This is a genomic window from Streptomyces sp. NBC_01320 (genome assembly GCF_035974375.1).
GTDB lineage: Bacteria > Actinomycetota > Actinomycetes > Streptomycetales > Streptomycetaceae > Streptomyces > Streptomyces yanii.
The window spans coordinates 6337345-6359067 of the sequence record NZ_CP108390.1 but is presented as its reverse complement, the minus strand read 5'-3'; the positions used below and the strand labels follow the sequence as shown (position 1 = coordinate 6359067).

The window sequence follows — 21723 nt, the reverse complement described above, 5'->3', positions numbered from 1 at the left end:
AGCGAGGTCACGCATGAGGAAGCACCGCAGGAAGACGTACTACCGGCCGATAGCCATCGCTGTCGTCGCAGCGGGAGCCGTGGGTATCCCCTCTGCGGCCATGGCCTGTCTGGGCTCTCCGGAGGACGCGGGCAGCCGGCCCTCCGCCCACTGGACGACCGTGAGCTCCGCGCACCACTGGAAGACCCCGAGCTCCGTGCACCACTGGACGCCTGGCCCCCGGGGGCAGAAGCCGACTACGAGTGCGCCCACGAGCCCTGCGGCGTCTGCGAGCACACCGGCGGCACCTGCCCCGACCGCCACTCCCGCATCCGCGGACACGGCCCGCGTGCTGGCGCTCGTCAACAGTGAGCGCGGCAAGGTCGGATGCTCTCCCCTCACCGTCAATGCCAAGCTGACCAAGGCCGCGCAGGACCACAGCAAGGACATGGCCGACCACCGGAACATGTCCCACACGGGCTCCGACGGATCGTCGCCCGGCGACCGGATCACGCGAGCCGGTTACAACTGGAGTGCCTACGGCGAGAACGTCGCCTACGGCTACTCCACACCCGAGTCGGTGATGCAGGCCTGGATGACCAGCCCGGGCCACAAGCGCAACATCCTCGACTGCACGTACAAGGAAATCGGCATCGGACTCGCGCAGCCCGGCCACTACTGGACGCAGGATTTCGGAACGGCCCGATAGCGGACCAGGAAATCCGGCCACTCCGCGCCCCGGATCTCACGTCCGCGGAGGCGGTGCGCACCCGCGGGTGAGGCGGAGCGGCCAAGGGAACAGCAGCCTGGCCCGGCGTGCGGACTCTCCCGCACGCCGGGCCAAGCTGCTGTTCCTGCTGGACGGGGTGTCCGCGCGTCGTTCCCCCGGGCATCCACGCCGGCTGACGCCGCTGGAGCAGCCCGTTGTCCATCGCCACGACCACCGCGCGCGTGCGGTCGCTGACGTCGAGTTTCGCGAATATGCGCAGGAGATGGGTCTTCACCGTGGCCTCTCCGATGAACAGCCGTCGGCCGATCTCCGCGTTGGACAGTCCGTCGGCGACTGCGTTGAGCACCTCGGACTCGCGTGCAGTGAGTGCTACGGGCACGGGCTGCCGCATCCTGGCCACGAGGCGTTGCGCGACGCGCGGGGCGAGTACGGTCTCGCCCCGGGATGCCGCGTGGATGGCTTCGACGAGTTGTTCGCGCGTGGCGTCCTTGAGCAGATAGCCGGTCGCCCCCGCCTCGACGCCACGCTCGATGTCCGCATCGGTGTCGTACGTGGTCAGGATGAGTACCCGGGTCCGCGCGGAGCCGCCGACGATCTCGGCGGTGGCGCCCACCCCGTCGAGGACGGGCATCCGCAGGTCGAGCAGTGCCACGTCCGGGCCGAGCCTCTCGACGAGCCGCACGGCCTCGCAGCCGTCTCCGGCCTCGCCGACGATGTCGATGGTGGGCTCGGAGGCCAGCAGCGCGGCGAGTCCGTGGCCGGTCGAGGAGCGCTCTCGGCCCAGAGGCCCCTCGGCGACCCGGTTCGCCCGACAACCCGACGCGTCCCGGCCACCCGGGCGGGGGCTGCGGCGGGATGCAGCAGGAGCGGGAGGGCGGCGTCGGGGTGGCGGGCGGTGGAGTGGTCGGCCGTCCATGGCCCCTGCGTTGCCCGCCATGTCGTCCAGGCCGTCGCCGTCGGGGCGGCACTGCGTGCGCGGCTCAGGAACTGCCGCTCGCGTTCTCCTGAAGGATCGCGGCGATGTCGGCCACGTCGTTCGCGATGGTCAGCACCCCGCTGATGTCGGGTGTCGAGGCGCCGTTCACCCCGATGAAGAACACGTCGTAGTGCCCCTTGCTCGTCTCCAGATACCCGGCCGTCGTCTCCGCGCCCACCGCCAGCCGGTCGTTGAGGAGGTCGCCGCCGGCGACGGTGCCCGTCTTCGCGGAGACCTTGCCCCGGGCCGGGCAGTGGCGGCAGTTGCCCGCGAGGCTGCCGTCGACGCCCAGGGTCGGCAGGGCCTCCCGGAAACGGTCCGCATCGGGGGTGCCCTGCCAGTACGTCAGGATCCGGGCGACGGCGCGGGGCGTGGTGCGGTCGGCCGGGTTGCCGCCACGGCCGTCGGCCAGTTGCACCGCCTTGCGGTCCACCTTCGCCTCGTCCAGGAACTTCGCCAATGCGGGGAACCCGTCCGGGCACTGATGACTTCCCGAACTGACGGCCATCAGGCAGATACCGAGGTTCGCCCCGAGGTTGTGGCTCACCTTGAAGATGAGGCGGGCGTACTGCTCGAACGGCGGGGACGTGAACCGGGCCACCTCGGGCGCGCCCCGGTAGGAATCGGGCAGCTTACCGGCCGGATTGGCTCCGACCGCGGCCGCGGTGACCTCGACCCCGGCCCGCTTCAGTGCCTCGATCAAGGCGGTGCGGCCGAAGGCGTTCGGGTCCCGGATGTCCGACACCCGCAGGACCGGGGCGGAACCGGCGGCGATCGTGCCGGAGAGCCGGATGCGGGTGCCGTCGGCGGAGGGCGTCACCGTGATGTCGGCGGGCTTGCCCGCCTCGACGGTTCGGACGGAGGACGTGACGCGGTACGGCGCCACCTTCGGGCGCCAGTCCAGCTTGGCCGCCGCACCCGGCCCTTCGCCGGGGATGGTGAGCAGGTCGATGAGGTTGTCGTTGATGATCAACGGCGTCGGCGTCGGTGCAAGTTCCGGGTCGGGACGGAACAGCCGGGCGTCCACGACCACGTCGCCGTCCACCTTGGTGATCCCCGACGCGCGTACCTGCCGGGCCAGTTGGTCGATGCCGGCCAGCGGGTTCTGCGGGGTGAGGGTCGCTCCGGGGATGTCGTCGGCGTAGGTGTGGTCGATGGCGGTGAAGGCGACGGTGCCGTCCGCACGCGTACGGCCGCCGAGGGTCAGGTCGCCCTGCGCGACGAGATCCAGGTCCCCGGTGAGGGTCGCGCCCCGGCGCTTTCCCACGGCATGGACCGGCGTGACGAAGCGGTGATCGCTGCCGAGGGCGTGCCAGGCGCCGCTGACACCGAACAGTTTGGCCACGGAACCGGGGATGAAGAACTGGTCCGCGTAGCGTGACTGCACCACCTTGCCGGTCTCCGGGTTCTGCTCGAACAGACCCCACTGGGCGTGCGGGTAGTCGGGCTTGCGCATGATCGAGGAGATGCGCGGGTCGAGCTCGTCCGGGTCCTTCGACGGCATCACCCAGTCCATGCCGAACGCGGCGACAGTGGCGACCAGCAGGAGGCCGAGAAGTGTGAAGACGCGACGATGCCTCTGGTTCCGGCGTCGGTTTCCGGTGACGGCTGATGACATGCGGACTCCACCGGTGTGTGTGGTGCACGGGACCGGGAAAGGGGCGTTCCGAGGTTATGACTCGCGGGCGGCGCAGGCGGGTGGAGAGGCGCGGCACGGCGGGCACATCCCTCGGACGGTGGCGGGAGGCGGTGGAGCGGGTGCGTCCGGACGGCCGTGGCACGGGGCGTGTCCGTACCGTCACGGCGAGGATGATGGGCGCATGACCAACCATCCGGTGGAGTTCCTGCGCGCCCGCCTCGAGGAGGAGGCGGACCTGGACCGCCGCTGCGACGGTGACGGCTGCGGCGAGTGGACCGCGCTCGGCGGCACCGTCGACTTCCGCCAGATGGATCTCTCCGGGTTCCCGCCCGTCAACGATCGCACATCGCCGTGCACGACCCGGCGCACGTCCTGCGGGAGATCGAGGCCGAGCGGGGCGTCCTCGCCCGCCATGCGTTCAGTCCTGCCGGCGGCGGCCCCGAGCTGCCGTGGGACGACCGAAACGCCTGCCAGCACGACGGCGAGCTCTGGCCCTGCGACGACCTGCTGGACCTGACGCTGCCCTACGCCCACCACGCCGACCACCGGCGGAAGTGGCTGCCGCATCGCATGCGTGACAGCGACTGAGGGCTGCCACGGGGCTCATGGGTCCAGGAGGGCCGGGAGATCGGCGATGGAGTCGAGGACGTGGTCCGGGGTACCACTGGCGGAGCGGTGTGTCTCGGGCAGGTATTTGCCTGTTCTGACGAGGACGCCCGTGATGCCGCACCGCTGGGCCGCGAGTACGTCGGTCTCGATGTCGTCGCCCACCATCAGCGCGGCGGACGCGGTGGCGCCGAGGTGGGCCAGAGCGGTGGCGTAGAACGCCTCGGCGGGTTTGCCGGTGATCTCCGCCTCGATCCGGGCGGCCCGTTCCAGCCCCGGGAGGAAGGCCCCGGTGTCGAGGGCGAGACCTTCCGCCGTACGCCAGTACAGGTTGCGGTGCATGGCGATCAGCCGGGCGCCGTGCTGGAGGTGGCGGAACGCGGCGTTGAGCGACGCGTAGTCGAACGCGTCGCCCGCGCCTCCCAGGACGACCACGTCCGCGGGGGCGCCCTCCCCCACGTCGACGAGGGTCACGCCCGTCAGGTCCTCGCTCACGTCGCCGCTGTTGACCAGTGCGCACCGGGCACCCGGGCAGCGGGCACGCAGGTACGCGGCGGTGACGGCGGGCGCGGTGAGGATGTCCTCCTCGCCGACGGGGAAGCCCGCTGCGGCCAGCTGCGCGGCGATCCGGGAGCGGGTGCGTGAGGTGGTATTGGTGACCAGGGCAAACGGGAGTCCGGCGGTACGCAGCCGCTCCAGCGCCGCCACCGCGCCGGGCAGCGGTTCCCAGTCGACGGTGAGCACACCGTCGATGTCGATCAGTACCGCTCCGATCCGTTCCATGGATCGACCGTCGCCGACTTGCGCAGGCGCCGCAAATGGGGTTGCTTCGAAGTAGGTGCGTACGTGCCTCTGTCTCCCCTGGGTCGGAGGTGAACCACCGTGTTGTTCACCGATCGCACGGATGCGGGCAAGCAGCTCGCCGAAGCGCTCCGGCATCTGCAGGGGGAGGAAGCGGGGGAGAAGCCCGTCGTTCTGGGGCTGCCCCGGGGCGGGGTGCCGGTCGCCGCAGCGGTGGCGACGGCGCTCGGCGCACCCCTCGATGTGATCGTGGTCCGCAAGCTCGGTGTTCCGTACCACCGTGAGCTGGCCTTCGGTGCCATCGGGGAGGGCGGGGTGCGGGTGATCAATGACGACGTCGTACGCCGCGGAGGGATCAGTCGCGGGGACATCGCGTCCGTGGAGCGGGCCGAGAAGGCGGAGCTCACCCGGCAGGCACGGCAGTTCCGGGGCGACCGGCCACGGTTGGAGCTGGCCGGCCGTACCGCGATCGTGGTCGACGACGGGGTGGCGACCGGCGCCACGGCCTCGGCCGCCTGCGAGGTCGTACGGGCGCAGGGGGCGGCCCGGGTGGTGCTCGCGGTCCCGGTGGCGCCCGCGGACACGGTCGCCTGGCTGCGTACGCAGGTGGACGAGGTGGTCTGTCTCTCCACGCCTGCACTCTTCTCGGCCGTCGGCGAGTGGTACCGGGACTTCTCCCAGACGCCCGACGAGGAAGTTCTCGCTCTGTTGAAGGATTAGCGCGCGTCCGTCGGACCGGACGGGGCCCCGGTCCTGGTCCGCCGGACCCCTCTCAGGGGTGCCCGCACCGCCGCTCACCGCGACCCTGTTGCGGGCGTTCCCGGGCCCGGGCGCCGGTGCCCCCTCGGGGTCCCGGGCCCGGGTCCGGTGTGCGGACCCTGGGCACTGCCGCAGTTGCTCAGCCCTGCTTGCCGAACCGGAGCTTCCACGGCGCCACCGCCGACTCGATCTGCACGCGCAGCCCGAGCTTCGATTCGCCGTTCACCCGCTCCTCGAACCGGATCGGGACCTCGACCATCCGCAATCCGCGCCTGACCGTGCGGTAGTTCATCTCCACCTGAAAGGAATATCCATTGCTGCGGACGGTCGGCAGATCGATCGATTTCAGGGTGTCCGCCCGCCATGCCTTGAACCCGGCGGTGGCATCCTTCACGTGCAGCCGCAGAATCGCATTGACATAGAAATTGGCCCAGGCGGAGAGCGCCTTGCGGTGCCATGGCCACTCGGTGGCGAGCGAACCGCCTTCCACATAGCGGGACCCAATGACGACGGCGGCATTCTCGGCGAACAGTTTGTCGACCATGACCGGAACCACCGATGCCGGATGGGAGAGGTCCGCATCCATCTGAATGACAACTTCCGCTTTCTCTGCGAGCGCACGCGTCATCCCGGCCACGTAGGCGCGCCCGAGCCCGTTCTTTTCGGTGCGGTGCAATACCCCGACCAGGCCCGAGGTCTCGGCCGCGAGCCGGTCCGCAACATCCCCCGTGCCGTCGGGCGAATTGTCGTCGACCACCAGAATGTTCAGGTTCGGCAGGTGCAGATCCATGAGCAGATCGACGAGGATCGGCAGATTCGTCCGTTCGTTGTAGGTGGGGACGACCACCACGATCCTCGGGGAAGTCTTCTCCACGGCCATTCCCTTGCGCTCTCTCGTGTTCTCGGGGGTTCCCGGACGTTCTCAGACGTTCTCGGGGGTTCTCCGGTGTTCCGCGCCCGATTCGCGCGAGCCTAGCACCCGCCCCGAGCCCCTCCGAATGGGCGAAACGGCATTCTCCGGATTTCCCTCACTCCTTCGCGGCACCTTGGGTACGCTGACGAGCGGAGCCCCGGAGCTCTATGGACCTCTTCCGTCACCGAATCGGAGTCGCGCCATCAACCACCCGCAGAATCCGGTCACTTTGAGCGCGGCGGCAGATCCCGGGGACCGTTCCGCACCGGATCCGGAAGGCGGCGCCGGACAACGCATCCCATACCGCTACGGATTATGGCCCGCACTGCTGGCACTGGCGATGGGTCTCTGGGGGATTCGTCGCGAGAACACCATGTGGCGCGACGAGTCGGTGACGTACCAGGTCTCGCACCGGAGCCTCTCCGAGATCTGGCACCTGCTCGGCACCGCCGACGCCGTGCACGGCCTCTACTACTTCTTCATGCATGGGCTGTTCGCCCTGGGCGGCGACGGACTGCTGCTGCTCCGGCTGCCCTCGGTGGTCGCGACGTCCCTGGCCGCCCTGCTCGTGGCCTCGACCGGGACCCGACTTGCGGGCCCGCGTGCCGGACTTCTCGCCGGTCTCTCCTTCGCCCTGATCCCCGTCGTCCAGATGTATGCGCAGGAGGGCCGCTCGTACGCCATGGTGTGCGCGCTGGTCGCCCTCGCCACCTGGTTGCTCGTCGACGCCGTCGACGATCCCTCGCGTCGGCGCCTGAGTGCGTACGGGGTCACCCTCGCCCTCGCCGGATGGCTCCACGAGTTCGCGATCCTCGCCCTGGCGGCGCACGGCCTGACGCTGTATCTCTGGCGTCCGCCCCGCCGGGTGCTGCGGTCCTGGGCGGTGGCGGCCGTGCTTCCCGTGGCCGCGGTGGCGCCCCTGACCCTGTTCTCCCTGAGACAGTCGGGACAGGTGTCCTGGATCGGGTGGCCGCATCCTGAGGAGTGGCTCGTCATCGCGGCCGTCACCCTCCTCGGTCTGCTCTGCGCGGTGTACGGGACGCGGCAGGCGGGCGTGGCCGGCCGGCCGCGCGCTGTCCGACTGGTGCGGCTGGCCCTCCCGTTGCTGATCCTGCCCACGGCCGCGCTGCTCCTCGCGTCCCTCCACGAGCCCATGTACGTGGACCGCTACGTCCTCTACTCCCAGCTCGCCCTGGGCCTGCTCATCGGATTCGCCGTGGACCGGCTGTGGGCCGCCGCCGGACGGACCGCCCGGCTGGCCGCGCCCCGGCCGCGTGCCGTGGTGTTCGGCATCGCGGCCGCCGGTGTGGCCGTCGCCCTCCTCCCCGTGACGCTTCAGATGCGCACCCCCGACAGCCGCAAGGACAACGTCACCGCCCTCGCCGCCCATGCAAGGGCCCTGGCGCCGGACGGCGCCGGCGTGCTCTTCATGCCGTCCCGGCGAAGGGAATGGGCCCTCTCCTACCCGGACGACTTCCGGGGCCTGACCGATCTGGCACTTCTGCGGAGCCCCGGCGCCGACAACACCCTCGAGGGCACCGAGGATTCGGCCGGCCGGATCCGGGCTCGCCTGCGCGGCTTCGACCGGGTCGTGGCCCTCAGCGATCCACCGGGGCAGCCGGAGGACGCAGTGCCGGAGGAGGCGGTCAAGCGGGACGTGCTGCGGACGGAGTTCGTCGTATGCCGCCGGATGCAGGACAAGGGGGGCCAGGTCACGCTGTATGCGCGGCCCGGCAGCTGCTGATCCGCGGCGGGCGAAGCGTTCGGCCGGACGATAGTCTGGTGCGAGCAGGGACTGGTGACGGTTGCTGCGCGGCGGTGGGGCCCGCCGTACCCGAACCGCGGCAGCAGTGCCGCCAACGGTCCCTACTTGCGGTGGAACGTGCTCGTGTCCGGGCACCCAGCAGGTAGGAGACATGTGCACATGGGAGCCCAGCAGCCCCGAGCGACACCCGTGACGAAGGGTCCGGACGGCACCGGGCGCGTCGCGCCCGTACCCGGACAGCGCACCCGGCAGTCGAAGGGGCAGTGGCCCGTCCTCGGCGTCATCGCCCTCGGCGGCGCCGCCGGAGCGACCGCCCGATACTGGGCATCGCTGATCTGGGTCACCCCGCCGGGCGGATTCCCCTGGACGACGCTGGTCGTGAACGTCCTCGGGTGCGCGGTGATCGGCGTGTTCATGGTCCTGATCAGCGACGTATGGGCGGCGCACCGGCTGGTGCGCCCGTTCTTCGGTACGGGGGTGCTGGGCGGGTTCACCACGTTCTCCACGTACGCCGCGGACATCGAACGGCTGGTGGACAGCGGCCGGGCCCGTACCGGCATCGCGTATCTCGGGCTGACGCTGCTGGCGGCCCTCGCCGCGGTGTGGAGTGCGGTGTGGGTGACCCGCCGCGTGCTGGCGTGGAGGCAGCCATGACGAGGGAGACGGAGCCGGCCGGGGCGGCCGAGCGGGGGCTGCGGCTGACGATTCTGGTCGGGGAGTCCGACATCTGGCACCACCGCCCCGTCTATGCGGAGATCGTGCACCGGGCGCACCGTGCCGGGCTGGCGGGTGCGAGTGCGTTCCGTGGCATCGAGGGGTTCGGCGCCTCGTCGCGGATCCACACCCAGCGACTGCTTTCGCTGAGCGAGGACCTGCCGGTGGCGGTCGTGATCGTGGACACCGAGGACCGGATCCGCGCGTTCCTGCCGCTCATCGACGAACTGACCGGGGACGGCGTCGTCGTCCTCGACGCGTGCGAAATCGTCCGCCGCGGCGACCGGGAGGAGGGCCGGTGACCTGGCTGCTCGTGATCGTAGGCGCTGCGATCGGCGCCCCGCTCCGCTATCTGACCGACCGTGCGGTCCAGGTCCGGCACGACACGGTCTTCCCGTGGGGGACGTTCGTGGTGAACGTGGCGGGATCCCTGCTGCTGGGGCTGCTGACCGGCGCGGTGGCGGCGGATGCCGCCTCGTCGCAGGTGCAGCTGTTCGTCGGTACGGGGCTGTGCGGGGCGCTGACGACGTATTCGACGTTCGGTTACGAGACGCTGCGGCTGGCCGAGGACGGGGCGAAGTTCTACGCGGCGGCCAACGTCGTGGCAAGCGTGGTGGCGGCACTGGGCGCGGTGTTCGCCGGGGTCGCGGTCGCGGAGGCACTCTGGCAGTGACACACAATCACTCTTCCCGTGCACGCCAACGGGGGTGGCGTCGCCCGCGACTGCGCCACCCGCACCGCCGAGCGGCCACGGCAGAGCTGCCGTGGCCGCTGGGCGGATACGCGTACGGGTGGTCGGCGCGATCCGCCGACGCACGACGGGACCGGGGACACGCGGATCAGCGAACGAGCGCTGCGGGTGGGGACTTCGTATTCCTTCGCCCCGGCCCGCCCGGCTCCGGTCAGGCGGTGCGGCGCGCCGGCGCCGGGCGGCGGTTGCGGCGGCCGCGGGACGACGAGCCGCCGCTCCTGGGACGCTCCGTCGCCGGCGCCGTGATGGTGACGGGCACACCCGAGGGCGCCTGCGCGCCGGTGATCCGGCTCAGCTCGGCCTCGCCCGAGCGGACCTGGGCGATCTTCGGGATGATGCCGGCGTCGGCCATCAGACGCGTCATCTCGCGGCGCTGGCCCGGCAGCACCAGCGTGACGACGGAGCCGGACTCACCGGCGCGGGCGGTGCGGCCGCCGCGGTGCAGGTAGTCCTTGTGGTCGCTCGGCGGGTCGACGTTGACGACGAGGTCGAGGTTGTCGACGTGGATGCCGCGCGCCGCCACGTTCGTGGCGACCAGCACCGTGACATGTCCGGTCTTGAACCGGCTGAGGGTGCGGGTGCGCTGCGGCTGCGACTTGCCGCCGTGCAGGGCGGCGGCCCGTACGCCGCTGTTCAGGAGGTGGTCGGTGAGCTTGTCCACGGCATGCTTGGTGTCCAGGAACATGATCACCCGGCCGTCGCGGGCCGCGATCTCCGTCGTGGTGGCGTACTTGTCCGCGCCGTGGACGTACAGCACATGGTGTTCCATCGTCGTCACCGCACCGGCCGCCGGGTCGACGGAGTGGACCACCGGGTCGTGCAGATAGCGGCGCACCAGCAGGTCAACGTTGCGGTCGAGGGTGGCCGAGAACAGCATCCGCTGCCCCTCCGGCTGCACCTGGTCGAGCAGCTCGGTGACCTGCGGCATGAACCCCATGTCGGCCATCTGGTCGGCCTCGTCGAGGACGGTGATGGAGACCTGGTCCAGTCGGCAGTCGCCGCGCTCGATGAGGTCCTTGAGCCGGCCCGGCGTGGCGACGACGACTTCGGCGCCGCCGCGCAGCGCACTGGCCTGCCGGCCGATCGACATGCCGCCGACGACGGTCGCGAGGCGCAGCCTCAGCGACTTGGCGTACGGGGTGAGCGCGTCGGTGACCTGCTGGGCCAGCTCCCGGGTCGGGACGAGGACCAGGGCCAGCGGCTGCCGGGCCTCGGCGCGCCGGCCTGCGGTACGGGCCAGCAGGGCGAGGCCGAAGGCGAGCGTCTTGCCGGAGCCGGTGCGGCCGCGGCCGAGCACGTCGCGCCCGGCGAGCGAGTTCGGCAGGGTGGCGGCCTGGATCGGGAACGGCTCGGTCACGCCCTCGGCGGCGAGCGCCGCCAGCAGGGGCGCGGGCAGGTCCAGGTCGGCGAAGGCCTCGACGGCGGGCAGCGCCGGAGTGATGGTCTTCGGCAGGGCGAACTCGCCCTGCTTGGCGGCGGGCCGGCGGCCGTAGCCACCGGAACCGGAGCGATACCCGGAACCGGAACCGGAACGGTAGCCGGAACCGGAACGGCTCGGGGCTCCGCGGCGGTTGCCGGAGTAGCGGTCGTTCGTGCGAGTTGAGCGGTTCAAGGAGAACCCTTCCTCGATATGGCGCGTATCGAGGAATTCCGCGCGGCAGCGAAGCGGCGCAGGAATCGCAAGAACGGGCCGATGAAATGCGTGGACGAAGCCCGGCTGCGAAAAGAGAGCCGTGTCCGACACGGTGGATGGTGAACCGTGTCCGTCACAGGGACGGGGCCGGCGCACGGATGCGGGCCCGGACAAGCAACGAGCTGGGGGCCGACGCAACGGGTGCGGGCCCGGAAAAAAGCAACGAGCTGGGGCCCGCACCCGAAGGTGCGGGCCCCAGCTGCGCAAGTGCGTCTCAGCGCGTCAGGCGCCGGAGCATCTGCAGGATCACGCGGGGGTGATGTTCTCCGCCTGCGGGCCCTTCTGGCCCTGCGTGACGTCGAAGTTCACCTTCTGGCCCTCCTGCAGCTCACGGAAGCCACTCGCGGCGATGTTCGAGTAGTGGGCGAAGACGTCAGCGCCGCCACCGTCCTGCTCGATGAAGCCGAAGCCCTTTTCCGCGTTGAACCACTTGACGGTGCCAGTAGCCATGTTTTATCTCCTTCTGGGGCAGTGCCCGGGGACCCGCACTGTGCTGGTCCCGCGTCGCCGCAATGATTACCCCGTCCGGAATGATGATGCCGGAAATACATAAGCGCGCCCATCAGCCAATTGTGGTGACAAGAGCACTTGGAGTTTTGGGAACCACAACTGCAACTGAATCCACCGTAGCACGGTGCAAGCGACCGCGCGCGGCACGTAATTACACTCCGCCCGGCACGCCATAAACCCTCATCGCGCATTGCATCAAATTCTGTGCTTGCGACAACAGATATGCACCCCGGCACGGAGCCCCGGCACCGCGGTCCGGCCTCAGGACCCCGGACCCGCCACCGGCCGGCGCAGCTCCGCGTTGAGGCGCAGGGCCTCTTCGAGCTGGTCCTCCAGGATGACGATGCGACAGGCGGCCTCGATCGGCGTGCCACCGTCGACGAGTTCGCGGGCACGGGCGGCAATGCGCAACTGGTAGCGGGAGTAGCGGCGGTGGCCGCCCTCGGACCGCAGGGGTGTGATCAGGCGCGCTTCGCCGATCGCCCGGAGGAAACCGGGCGTGGCGCCGATCATCTCCGCAGCTCGGCCCATGGTGTAGGCGGGGTAGTCGTCGTCATCGAGCCGGTCGGCAGCATGCGGAGGGGTTCCTGGGGGCATTTGCACCTCTTCCGGGCCCGCGGCGAGAAGCGACTGGAGGTTTCTCTGACGTCGTTGACCGAAAAAGAAACTCTCATGATGCGAGCCATCATCTCTATGGTAGCCGCGAGAGATTTCCCGGACCGGACAGGGGAGATTACGCGTCGCACCCGAACATGAGTGCGATCCTGGCGCGCGTGGTGGACACACTGACCAGCCGGTCAGTTGATGACGGCGTGATCAATGGTCATAATGTACGAGTAGCCCTTCACGCATCCCCCGTCGTGAAGGGCTACGACTCGTTGCGGCCCCCAACGGGCGGGCGGACGCGCGGGCGCACGACGACTTCACGGGCAAGGGACTCCCCTCGTGGTCCCTTGCCCATGTTTTTTCGAGTTAACAGTGACGTAGAGTGTTTACGCAAGCCCACTCCTGACAGCGGAGCAGGATGTTCCGCTAAGTCTCGGCCCGCCTCCCCACGCTGCGGCCCCCTCATCCGGGTTGGTTACAGTACGAGCCCGTTGACCGGATCCAGGCAGGCGCAGCGTCTCAGGGGCGCGCGTGCCGGCGGACGTGAACGTGGGGGCCCCGATGGGCAACGGAGAAGAGAGCGCGCCGGAGCTGCGGACGCTGCAGCAGAAGGTCGAATACATGGTGGAGGAGACCTTCCCCGGCCAGAAGATCTCCGGGCGGGTCTTCGCGGACCTGGTCAGGGAACGCGGCGGCTCGCTGTCACACAGCTACTTTTCCAACATCCTCGCCGGGAAGGTCACCCAGCCGTCCGAGGACATCCTCAAGGCCCTCGGACTGGGCTTCGGTGTCGACTGGCGCTTCTTCAAGGAGGAGTCCGAGGTCGTCGACGACGTCGTCGCCGGACTGCGGTTCCTCGCCAAGCGGCGTACCGGGGAGATCAGCGGGCTCGCCGGACGCGGCCTGGCCGACGACGGTCTGCCGCCGGAACTGCTGCAGTTCGCGCTCTCGCTCCTGGAGGACGCGAAGAACCGGCCCGGCGCCCCCGCCGACGGCGAGGGCAGCGGTTCCGCCGCCGACGGCCCTTCGGCGCAGTAGGCCGCCGTGTCCCTGCGCAAGCTGCGGAAGGAGTGCGAGGCCGGACTCGCCGACCTCCCCATCCCCGCTCCGTTCTCGATCGCCGGCCTGGTGGCCAACATGGAGGCGGCCCGCGGCCGCACCATCGTGCTGCACGAAATGCCCGACCGGCTGGCGCGCGTCGATGCCGCCTGCGGTCTGCGCCTCGCCTCCGGCTCGACCAGCTTCGTGCTCTACCGGCGGCGCCCGACCGCGTACCAGACCCAGCACGTCATCCTGCACGAGCTGTGCCACGAGTGGTTCGACCACGGCACCTCGCTCGACGCCGACCAGCTCCAGCGGCTGCTGCCCGTCTTCGACACGTCCCTGATCTCCCGGGTCGTGGACTCCGGCGTCGCCGACGCACTGCGCGCGGGCGACTCCACCGTCCAGGCCCGCGCCCAGTACGACACGCACGACGAGCGGATCGCCGAGTTCGGCGCCTCGCTCATCCCCCGCATGGCCAGGGACGTGACCAGCGACGACATGGTGGGACGCCTCGCCAATTCGCTGTCGCGCCCGGTCGCGCACCGCCGCCGCGGGCTGTTCCGCCGTACGTGACCCCGCCCCCATTCCCCCGTCCAGAGGAATCCCGCCGTGACCCCGCTCGACCTCGCCGGCTATCTCATAGCCGTCCTGATGACGGCTGTCGCCGTGTGGCGCATGCCGGCCGCCCTGTGGGGCGACGAGGAGGACAAGCGTCGCCGCGCCCTGTGGGGCTGCTACGCCGGATTCGCCGCCGCCCTGTGGACCAAGACCCAGGTGGTGCGGATCGGGCTCAACGACAGCCCGGTCACCGACCTCTCGGTTCTGATCAAGCACTACACGGCGACGATCGCGATCCTGGCGATCCTCAGCTACATCGTCGCCATCTACGGCCAGTACCCCGACGCCGGTGACGTCCCGCGGCACGTCCGGTTCGCCCGGGCGGTCCAGCAGGTGGCAACCAAGGCGTCCGTCGCCACGCTGATCCTGCTGACGGTGCTCTTCTTCACCGTCGTCGACCGTTCCGTGCCGTCGGACCGCTTCGTCGCCGACCATGCGGGCCAGTGGGGCGCCACGCTGTACATGAGCGTGTTCTACCTCTACCTCGGCGCCGCGTCCGCGGTCTGCGCCTACCAGTGGGCGCTGGCCACCGCCGGCGCCGGGCTGCGCCATCTGCGGGTGGGGCTCGCGATGATGACGTTCGCGATGTTCATCGGGGTCGCCTACACGGTCAGCCGAACCCTGTTCCTGTGGGTCAGCGTCGTCGACCAGCCGAGCGCCGCCTTCGCGCTGGAGTTCGACGAGGTCACCGAGGCCGCGCAGGTCGTGCTGTTCGCGTTCTTCGCGGTCGGCGCTTCCGTCCCCGCCCTCAGCAAGGGGCGGCGCCGGGCGAAGCTGTGGCGGGCCCAGACCCGACTGCACGCGCTCTGGTACGAGTTGATGACGGCATTCCCCGACCAGCCGTTCGAGCCCCCGGCCTCGCTGCGCCGCGAACTGACCCGGTTCGACACCCCCGCGGATCTCCGGATCGACCGGTGGGCCGCCGATATCGCGGACGCGGTCGAGAAGTTGCGCCACTACGTACCGGACAGCCTGCTCCCGGCCGCCGCGGCAGCTGCCGCGGCCGACAGCCCTGCCCCCGAGAAGGCCGGTCCGCTCGCCGACGCGTACTGGATCAAGGCCGCCCTCACCGCGATGAACACCGGCGCTCCCGCCGGAAGCGCCGCGGCGGTCGGCACCCAGCACGCCACCGACCAGGACGGCGAGGTGGCGTGGCTGGTGCAGGTGGCGACGGCCTACCGGACCGTCACCGAGGACCGGGCCCGGGACATACTGGCGGCTTCGGCGGCCGTGGAGAGGACGGCATGACGACCACCGGTTCGGCCGCCGGCTCCGACACGACGACGACCTCGACCGCCCGTGCGGTCACGGACGCGCTGCAGCCCCGCAACCTCCTGCTGGCCGGCATGCTCGCCATCGGGCTGGCCGCCGCCGGCCACTGGACCGGTCTGCTGTGGGGCCTGCTCGGCGCCCTGTGCGCCGGGATCGTCCCGGCCGGATACATCGAATGGGAGCGGGGGCGCGGCACCTGGGGCGACCGGCATGTCGTCGACCGTACGAAGCGCGCACCGATCTTCCTCGTCATCCTCGGCTCGATCGGCGCGGGCTCGGTCGTCATGGTCCTCGGGCACGCGCCCACCGGGATCCTGGTGGCGATGCTGGCACTGTGGGTGATGACGGTCGTGCTGCTGGCCGTCAACACCGTCTGGAAGATCTCGGTGGACGCGTCGGTCGCCTCGGCGGTCGTCGCGCTGCTGGCCGCGGTCCACTCGCCGTGGTGGCTGCTCGCGTATGCGATGACAGCCGCCGTGTGCTGGTCACGGGTGGCGCTCGGCTACCACAGCGTCGCCCAGACGGTGGCGGGCTCGGCGCTGGGTGCGGGGACGGCGGCCGCGTTCCTGCTCGTCTGACGGCCACTCGGTTCCGCCGCCGCGTACTGCGCCCGCACGACGCCGTCTCGCGTTCCGGACCCCGGCGCCGGTCCTGGACACCGGCGCCCCGCGCTTCGCCACCGTGATGTCCCGGCCCGCCGAAGCCCGTTCGGTCTGACGATTCCGTGACGTGCCCGCACGGCGCCGGGCCCGAGCCGGTGCCGCGCCCTAGCGTGACGGACATGCGTGTACTGCTCACCGGCGGAGCCGGTTTCATCGGGGGACACATCGCCGGGGCACTGGCGGCGCGGAGGCACGAGGTGGTGGTGTTCGACGCGCTGCTGCAGTCGGCGCACGGCGTGGGCGCCGCAGGCGGCCGGGACGGGCTGATCCTTGCCGATGTCCGGGACCGGGCGGCGGTGGCCGATGCGCTGCGGGGCGTCGACGCGGTCTGCCATCAGGCCGCGATGGTCGGTCTGGGCAAGGACTTCGCGGACGCCCCGGAGTACGTCGGCTGCAACGACCTCGGGACCGCCGTCCTGCTGGCGGAGATGGCCACGGCCGGTGTGCGGAATCTGGTGCTCGCCGGGTCGATGGTCGTCTACGGCGAGGGGCGGTACGACTGCCCCCGGCACGGGCGGATCCGGCCCGGGCCGCGGGCCGTGGACGATCTCGCGGCGGGCCGGTTCGAGCCGCGCTGCCCGGACTGCGGGGCGGAGCTGACGCCGGGGCTGGTGGGCGAGGACGCGCCCACCGACCCGCGCAATGTGTACGCGGCGACGAAGCTCGCCCAGGAACACCTGGCCGCCGCGTGGGCGCGGGCGACGGGCGGCCAGGCGGTGGCCCTGCGCTACCACAACGTGTACGGGCCGGGGATGCCGCGCGACACCCCGTACGCGGGGGTCGCCTCCTTCTTCCGCTCCTCGCTGGAGCGGGGCGAGGCGCCGCAGGTCTTCGAGGACGGCGGTCAGCGGCGGGACTTCGTCCATGTACGGGATGTGGCGGCCGCGAACGCGGTGGCGCTGGAGGCCGTGGGGGGACGCGGGGCAGGGAGTTTCGCCGCGTACAACACGGGGAGCGGGGATCCGCACACGATCGGCGAGATGGCGGCGGCGCTGGCGTCCGCGCACGGTGGTCCGGCACCGGAGATCACCGGCGGGTACCGGCTCGGAGACGTACGCCATGTGACGGCGGACTCGCGACGGCTGAGGGAGGAACTGGGCTGGCGCCCGGAGGTGGGGTTCGCGGAGGGGATGGAGGAGTTCGCCGGGGCGGCGTTGAGAGGGACGGTCGCTACCGGTTGACCGGCGGCCGCTCCGGCTCCGGACGGCCCGGCCGGCGTGCCACCGGAAGCGTGACCTCGAAGCAGCAGCCGCCCCTCACATTACGGACCTCCGCCCGGCCCTCGTGCGCCTCCACGATCCCCCGCACGATGGCCAGCCCCAGCCCCGCCCCCGCCGGAGGCGTACGCGCGTGGCTGCCGCGCCAGCCGGTGTCGAAGACCCGCGGCAGATCCTCCTCGGGGATGCCCCCGCAGCCGTCCGTCACCGACAGCACCACCGCGCCGTCGGCGCGCTGCGCGGCCACCGCGACCGTGCCGTCGGCCGGGGTGCGGCGGATCGCGTTGATCAGGAGGTTGCCCAGGACCCGGCTCATCTCCTTGCTGTCGACCTCCACGGGCACCGGGTCGATCCGGTCGCCGACCAGCCGGACCCCGTGCTCCCGCGCCAGCGGGTCCGCCCCCGCGAGGGCGTCGCCGACCAGGTCGTACACGGAGATGCGGGCGGGGGTCAGGGTGAGCGATCCGGCGTGGATCCGGGAGAGTTCGAAGAGGTCGCCGACCATGTCGTTCATCCGCTCCACCTCGGTCCGTATCTGCCGCAGGTAGCGGCCGGAGTCCTCGGCCATGCCGTCCTCCAGCGCCTCGGACATGGCCCGCAGCCCGGCGAGCGGTGTCCGCAGATCGTGCGAGATCCAGGCGACGAGTTCGCGACGCGAGGTCTCCAGTGCGCGTTCGCGCTCCCGGGAGCTGTCGAGCTTGGCGCTGGTGGCCGCCAGTTCCCTGGCCAGGGAGGCGAGTTCGGCGGTCGCCCGTTCCTCGGGGGCGGCGAACGTACCGCCGTCGCCGAACGAACGGGCCGCGAGCGCCAGATCCCTGCTTCTGGCCGCCACCCAGCGTCCCAGCAGCGTCGCGGTGCCGAGGGACACCACGGCGGCCATCGCGACGACGGTCGTGACGACGGCCAGGTCGTGCGGCGACAGGAACATCGCCCAGGCGACCGCGAGGGTCCCGGCGAGCATCGCGGTCACTGCGACGGCGGCGACGACGGTCAGCGAGACCACGAGCGAACGGTGCCGGAACAGGCGCAGGACCAGCGCGCCGAGCAGTCCGGCTGCCGCGGCGCCCAGGAAGGCGAAGAGGGCGATGAGGAGGAGGTCACTCATGAGCCGTCCGCCGCGCCCCGGGCCGTCGTCCCCTCGGCCGCCGTCCCCCCAGTCAGGTCCAGGCGGTAGCCCACACCCCACACCGTCTGGATGAGCCTCGGACGGCCCGGATCCGTCTCGGCCTTGCCCCGCAGCCGCCGCACATGGACCGTCACCGTCGACAGGTCACCGAAGTCCCAGCCCCAGACCTCCCGCATCAGCTCCTCCCGGGTGAACACCTGCCCGGGGTGGCGCAGAAAGAATGCGAGAAGGTCGAACTCCCGCAAGGTCAGGGACAGTTCACGACCGTCACGGGTCGCGCGGCGGGCCGCCGGGTCGAGACGGAGTCCGGCGCCCTCCAGCGGGGACCGGGCGGAGCCCGCGGCGGGCGGCGCGGACCGTCGCAGCACGGAGTCGACGCGCAGCACGAGCTCACGCGGACTGAACGGCTTGGTGACGTAGTCGTCCGCGCCCGTCTCCAGGCCCAGAATGCGGTCCTCCTCGTCCCCGCGCGCCGTCAGCATGATGACCGGCACGGGCCCGTGCGCCCGCATCCGGCGGCAGACCTCGAAGCCGTCCATGCCGGGCAGCATCAGATCGAGGACGACCAGGTCGGGCCGGCGCCCGGCGAAGCACTCCAGCGCCGACGGACCGTCACCGGCCCGCCGGACGTCGTAACCCGCCCGGTCCAGATAGCCGACGACCACCTCGGCGACCGTCGGATCGTCGTCGACGACGAGGACATGGCCGCGCGGCCCGCCGGGGGCGGGTCCGGGACCCGAGGGGTCCGGGATGTTCTCCATACGGTCACCTTGGCATCCCGGCCACCGGGTCGGGCACTCGGCGGTCCGCCGAAGGGTCGACGTCCGTCTTCCGTAAGAACCTGAAGCCCGAAATGCCGGTTTTCGCTCCGTAGTGTGAGCGGGGTGACCGACTCCTACTCCGTCCTCTCCCCCCACGCCGACGTGGTCCTCCCCTGTCTGGACGAGGCCGCCGCGCTGCCCCGGGTGCTGGGCCGAATCCCGGACGGCTGGCGCGCCGTCGTCGTCGACAACGGCTCCACCGACGGATCGGCGGAGCTCGCCCGCTCGCTCGGGGCGACCGTCGTACATGAGCCGCGACGCGGCTTCGGCGCCGCGTGCCAAGCCGGACTGCTCGCCGCCGAGGCGGAGTTCGTCTGCTTCTGCGACTGCGACGGTTCCCTCGACCCGGGTCTGCTGCCCGGCTTCGTACGCCGGATCGCCGACGGCGAGACCGATCTGCTGCTGGGGCGCCGCCGCCCCGAGGGCCGTGGCGCGTGGCCGCTGCACGCCCGCGCCGGGAATCTGGCGCTGGCCCGGATGGTGCGCCGCCGGACGGGACTGCGCCTGCACGACCTCGGCCCGATGCGGGCGGGGCGCCGGGCGGACCTGCTGGCTCTGGAACTCACCGACCGGCGCAGCGGCTACCCGCTGGAGATGGTGGTGCGTGCGTCGGACGCCGGGCTGCGGGTCTCCGAGACCGATGTCCCGTACCTGCCGCGTACGGGCAGGTCCAAGGTGACCGGCACCTGGCGGGGGACCTGGCATGCGGTGAAGGACATGCGCGCGGTCCTGCACAGGCCGCCGGAACGAACGACCGCGGGGACGGCCCGGCGGGAGGCGTCCCGATGAGCGTGCCCGGACCGACCGCCCTCCTCGTCATCGCCAAGGAACCGCTGCCGGGACTCGTCAAAACCCGGCTCACCCCGCCGTTCACCCCCGCCGAGGCGGCGCAGCTCGCCGAGGCGGCGCTCCGGGACACGCTGCGCACGATGCTCTCGCTGCCCGCCCGACGGCGCGTAATCGTGCTCGACGGGCGGCCGGGACCCTGGCTGCCGGCGGGCGTCGACGTGGTCGCGCAGAGCTCCGGCGGACTCGACGAGCGACTCGCGGCGGCGTTCGCCGGCTGTACCGGTCCGGCCCTGCTCATCGGCATGGACACCCCGCAGATCACCGCCGCCCATCTGGCACCCGCGCTCTCCCCGGACGCCTGGGACGACTGCGACGCCTGGTTCGGCCCCGCCGACGACGGCGGCTTCTGGGCACTCGGCCTGGCCGCCCCCGACCCGGCCCTGGTGCGCGGCGTGCCCATGTCCGTCCCGCAGACCGGTGCGGTCCAGCGGCGGCGTCTCGTCGACGCCGGACTGGCCGTGCGCGATCTGCCGCGGCTGCGGGACGTGGACACCGCGGCGGACGCCGCGCACGTCGCCGCCGCCGCACCGCAGGGGGAGTTCGCCGCTGCGCTGGCCCGGCTGACCGCGGCGGCGGCCCGATGAGCGGTACGGCTGCGGACCGCGGCGCCACGAGCAGGGCAGGTTCCGAACAGGAGGACCTCGCCCCGTGGTCCACCGACCCCTACGCCGATGCGCTGCGCAACGGCCACGGTCCGCTCTTCCTCCGCCGTACGGACGGCTGGCTGCTGCCCCTGGACGTCGAGCGCTGGTGTGCGGAGGCCGACGCCGCCGACCTGTCGGCGCTGCGCCGCTGCGAAGGGCCGGTCCTCGACATCGGGTGCGGTCCCGGCCGCCTCGTCGCGGAGCTGGCCTCCCGCGGCCACCGCGCACTCGGCATCGACGTCAGCGCCGCCGCCGTCGCCCACACGCTCCGGATCGGCGGCTCGGCGCTGCACCGTTCCGTCTTCGACCCGCTTCCCGGCGAGGGCCGTTGGGGCACCGTGCTGCTGATCGACGGCAACATCGGCATCGGCGGCGACCCGCACGGTCTCCTGCTGCGCGCCGCGGATCTCCTCGCCCCCGGCGGGCTCCTCATCGCGGAGACGTCGCCGCTGGACATCGACGAACGGGTCCAGGTCCGGTTGTACGACGGTCGCCTCGCTCCGGAAGGGACCGGTGACGAGGACCGGGCCGCCACCGGGGGCGCGCTGTTTCCCTGGGCCCGGCTCGGTACCCCGGCCCTGCTCCGGTACGCGCAGCCGAACGCCTGGCGGGCCGTCGATCAGTGGGTGTCGGACGGCCGCCCCTTCATCGCCCTGCGCCGCACCCGGAGAGTCCGGACGCCCAGCCAGAACGCCGACACCGCGAACAACACCGCCGTGATCAGCAGCCAGTTCCCGAGGAACACATCGGGGGAGAGCCCGCTCGCCGGCTTGTAATGGGTCGCCTTCCTGCTGATCAGCGGGAACCACATCAGCAGGAGCAGCCCGGAGAGAAAGGCGGGCACACGGACGAAGTTGACCAGCCCGGAGCGCGGTCCCAGAACCGCGCGTACGCCCCGGTCCGCCGTCGCGTACACCGGCAGCAGCACGAGGTCGTGCACCAGCGCGGAGCCGACGAACCACACCGCGACACCGAACGTGTCCCCCTCCAGCAGCCGCACACCCGCGTAGCCCGCGAGGGCGAAGGTG

The 21723-nt window shown here is 71.5% G+C and carries 22 protein-coding genes and 2 pseudogenes; 15 read left to right on the top strand and 9 right to left on the bottom strand.

The window, feature by feature from the left end:
* Nucleotides 1-13 precede the first annotated feature (13 nt).
* Nucleotides 14-688 carry a CAP domain-containing protein gene (locus OG395_RS28910; RefSeq protein WP_327245536.1) on the top strand — a complete coding sequence of 225 codons (675 nt, stop codon included), beginning with the start codon at nt 14-16 and terminating at the stop codon, nt 686-688.
* A 196-nt stretch (nt 689-884) separates the two neighbouring features.
* On the opposite strand, the pseudogene OG395_RS28905 reads toward OG395_RS28910, so the two are convergent.
* Nucleotides 885-1625, bottom strand: a pseudogene (locus tag OG395_RS28905) (response regulator); the annotation flags it as partial.
* A 64-nt stretch (nt 1626-1689) separates the two neighbouring features.
* Nucleotides 1690-3303, bottom strand: a complete 1614-nt coding sequence (dacB, locus tag OG395_RS28900) for a D-alanyl-D-alanine carboxypeptidase/D-alanyl-D-alanine endopeptidase (protein ID WP_327245535.1) — start codon at nt 3301-3303, stop codon at nt 1690-1692.
* Between the two features lie 372 nt (nt 3304-3675).
* On the opposite strand from dacB, the gene OG395_RS28895 reads away from it, so the two are divergent.
* Nucleotides 3676-3912 (top strand): DUF6221 family protein, encoded by a 237-nt coding sequence (locus OG395_RS28895; protein WP_327245534.1) that lies wholly within the window; start codon nt 3676-3678, stop codon nt 3910-3912.
* Between the two features lie 15 nt (nt 3913-3927).
* On the opposite strand, the gene OG395_RS28890 is transcribed toward OG395_RS28895, so the two are convergent.
* A complete protein-coding gene (locus tag OG395_RS28890) occupies nt 3928-4713 on the bottom strand; it encodes an HAD-IIA family hydrolase (RefSeq protein WP_327245533.1) in 786 nt (261 codons plus the stop codon).
* A gap of 99 nt (nt 4714-4812) precedes the next feature.
* Between OG395_RS28890 and OG395_RS28885 the strand changes: the two are divergent.
* Nucleotides 4813-5442: pseudogene (locus OG395_RS28885) on the top strand (phosphoribosyltransferase); the annotation flags it as partial.
* Between the two features lie 187 nt (nt 5443-5629).
* Here OG395_RS28885 and OG395_RS28880 read toward each other — a convergent pair.
* Nucleotides 5630-6370, bottom strand: a complete 741-nt coding sequence (locus OG395_RS28880; protein ID WP_376336667.1) for a polyprenol monophosphomannose synthase — start codon at nt 6368-6370, stop codon at nt 5630-5632.
* A gap of 373 nt (nt 6371-6743) precedes the next feature.
* Here OG395_RS28880 and OG395_RS28875 point away from each other — a divergent pair, with 373 nt between their 5' ends.
* From OG395_RS28875 to crcB (OG395_RS28860), 4 genes are all read left to right on the top strand, one after another.
* Nucleotides 6744-8147 (top strand): glycosyltransferase family 39 protein, encoded by a 1404-nt coding sequence (locus OG395_RS28875; protein WP_327245531.1) that lies wholly within the window; start codon nt 6744-6746, stop codon nt 8145-8147.
* Between the two features lie 180 nt (nt 8148-8327).
* Nucleotides 8328-8822, top strand: coding sequence for a fluoride efflux transporter CrcB (gene crcB, locus OG395_RS28870; protein WP_327245530.1), 495 nt, complete (start codon nt 8328-8330; stop codon nt 8820-8822).
* A complete protein-coding gene (locus OG395_RS28865; protein ID WP_327245529.1) occupies nt 8819-9184 on the top strand; it encodes a DUF190 domain-containing protein in 366 nt (121 codons plus the stop codon). Before crcB (OG395_RS28870) ends, OG395_RS28865 begins: the two co-directional genes overlap by 4 nt.
* A complete protein-coding gene (gene crcB / locus OG395_RS28860; RefSeq protein WP_327245528.1) occupies nt 9181-9555 on the top strand; it encodes a fluoride efflux transporter CrcB in 375 nt (124 codons plus the stop codon). The genes OG395_RS28865 and crcB (OG395_RS28860) overlap by 4 nt, the downstream gene beginning before the upstream one ends.
* 229 nt (nt 9556-9784) lie before the next feature.
* Here the strand turns inward: crcB (OG395_RS28860) and OG395_RS28855 are convergent, their stop codons facing one another.
* The 3 genes from OG395_RS28855 to OG395_RS28845 all read right to left on the bottom strand — a co-directional run bounded on the left by OG395_RS28855 (nt 9785) and on the right by OG395_RS28845 (nt 12433).
* Complete coding sequence (locus OG395_RS28855; protein ID WP_327245527.1) at nt 9785-11245, bottom strand: DEAD/DEAH box helicase; 1461 nt, start codon at nt 11243-11245, stop codon at nt 9785-9787.
* 327 nt (nt 11246-11572) lie between these two features.
* Nucleotides 11573-11776: a cold-shock protein gene (locus OG395_RS28850; RefSeq protein WP_015609674.1), complete on the bottom strand. Its 204-nt coding sequence runs from the start codon at nt 11774-11776 to the stop codon at nt 11573-11575.
* Nucleotides 11777-12097: 321 nt separating this feature from the next.
* Nucleotides 12098-12433 carry a MerR family transcriptional regulator gene (locus OG395_RS28845; protein WP_327245526.1) on the bottom strand — a complete coding sequence of 112 codons (336 nt, stop codon included), beginning with the start codon at nt 12431-12433 and terminating at the stop codon, nt 12098-12100.
* Nucleotides 12434-13003: 570 nt separating this feature from the next.
* Here OG395_RS28845 and OG395_RS28840 point away from each other — a divergent pair.
* The 5 genes from OG395_RS28840 to OG395_RS28820 all read left to right on the top strand — a co-directional run bounded on the left by OG395_RS28840 (nt 13004) and on the right by OG395_RS28820 (nt 17219).
* Nucleotides 13004-13480, top strand: coding sequence for a hypothetical protein (locus tag OG395_RS28840; protein ID WP_327245525.1), 477 nt, complete (start codon nt 13004-13006; stop codon nt 13478-13480).
* Between the two features lie 6 nt (nt 13481-13486).
* Entirely contained in the window at nt 13487-14059 is a 573-nt protein-coding gene (locus tag OG395_RS28835; protein WP_327245524.1) for a toxin, read from the top strand.
* Nucleotides 14060-14095: 36 nt separating this feature from the next.
* Nucleotides 14096-15352, top strand: coding sequence for an MAB_1171c family putative transporter (locus OG395_RS28830; RefSeq protein WP_327245523.1), 1257 nt, complete (start codon nt 14096-14098; stop codon nt 15350-15352).
* Entirely contained in the window at nt 15349-15954 is a 606-nt protein-coding gene (locus OG395_RS28825; protein WP_327245522.1) for a hypothetical protein, read from the top strand. Before OG395_RS28830 ends, OG395_RS28825 begins: the two co-directional genes overlap by 4 nt.
* Nucleotides 15955-16157: 203 nt before the next feature.
* Complete coding sequence (locus tag OG395_RS28820) at nt 16158-17219, top strand: NAD-dependent epimerase/dehydratase family protein (protein WP_327245521.1); 1062 nt, start codon at nt 16158-16160, stop codon at nt 17217-17219.
* On the opposite strand, the gene OG395_RS28815 is transcribed toward OG395_RS28820, so the two are convergent.
* Both OG395_RS28815 and OG395_RS28810 read right to left on the bottom strand, forming a co-directional pair.
* A complete protein-coding gene (locus OG395_RS28815; RefSeq protein WP_327245520.1) occupies nt 17209-18360 on the bottom strand; it encodes a sensor histidine kinase in 1152 nt (383 codons plus the stop codon). The two genes, OG395_RS28820 and OG395_RS28815, sit on opposite strands and share 11 nt — an antisense overlap.
* Nucleotides 18357-19142, bottom strand: a complete 786-nt coding sequence (locus OG395_RS28810; protein WP_327245519.1) for a response regulator transcription factor — start codon at nt 19140-19142, stop codon at nt 18357-18359. Before OG395_RS28810 ends, OG395_RS28815 begins: the two co-directional genes overlap by 4 nt.
* Nucleotides 19143-19256: 114 nt before the next feature.
* Between OG395_RS28810 and OG395_RS28805 the strand changes: the two genes are divergently transcribed.
* Genes OG395_RS28805 through OG395_RS28795 form a run of 3 tightly spaced genes read left to right on the top strand, consistent with a single transcriptional unit; the run spans nt 19257 to nt 21471 of the window.
* Entirely contained in the window at nt 19257-19991 is a 735-nt protein-coding gene (locus OG395_RS28805) for a glycosyltransferase family 2 protein (protein ID WP_376336696.1), read from the top strand.
* Nucleotides 19988-20635 carry a TIGR04282 family arsenosugar biosynthesis glycosyltransferase gene (locus OG395_RS28800; protein WP_327245517.1) on the top strand — a complete coding sequence of 216 codons (648 nt, stop codon included), beginning with the start codon at nt 19988-19990 and terminating at the stop codon, nt 20633-20635. Before OG395_RS28805 ends, OG395_RS28800 begins: the two co-directional genes overlap by 4 nt.
* On the top strand, nt 20632-21471 hold the full coding sequence (locus OG395_RS28795) for a class I SAM-dependent methyltransferase (RefSeq protein WP_327245516.1): 840 nt from the start codon (nt 20632-20634) through the stop codon (nt 21469-21471). The genes OG395_RS28800 and OG395_RS28795 overlap by 4 nt, the downstream gene beginning before the upstream one ends.
* The last annotated feature ends 252 nt before the right edge of the window (nt 21472-21723 follow it).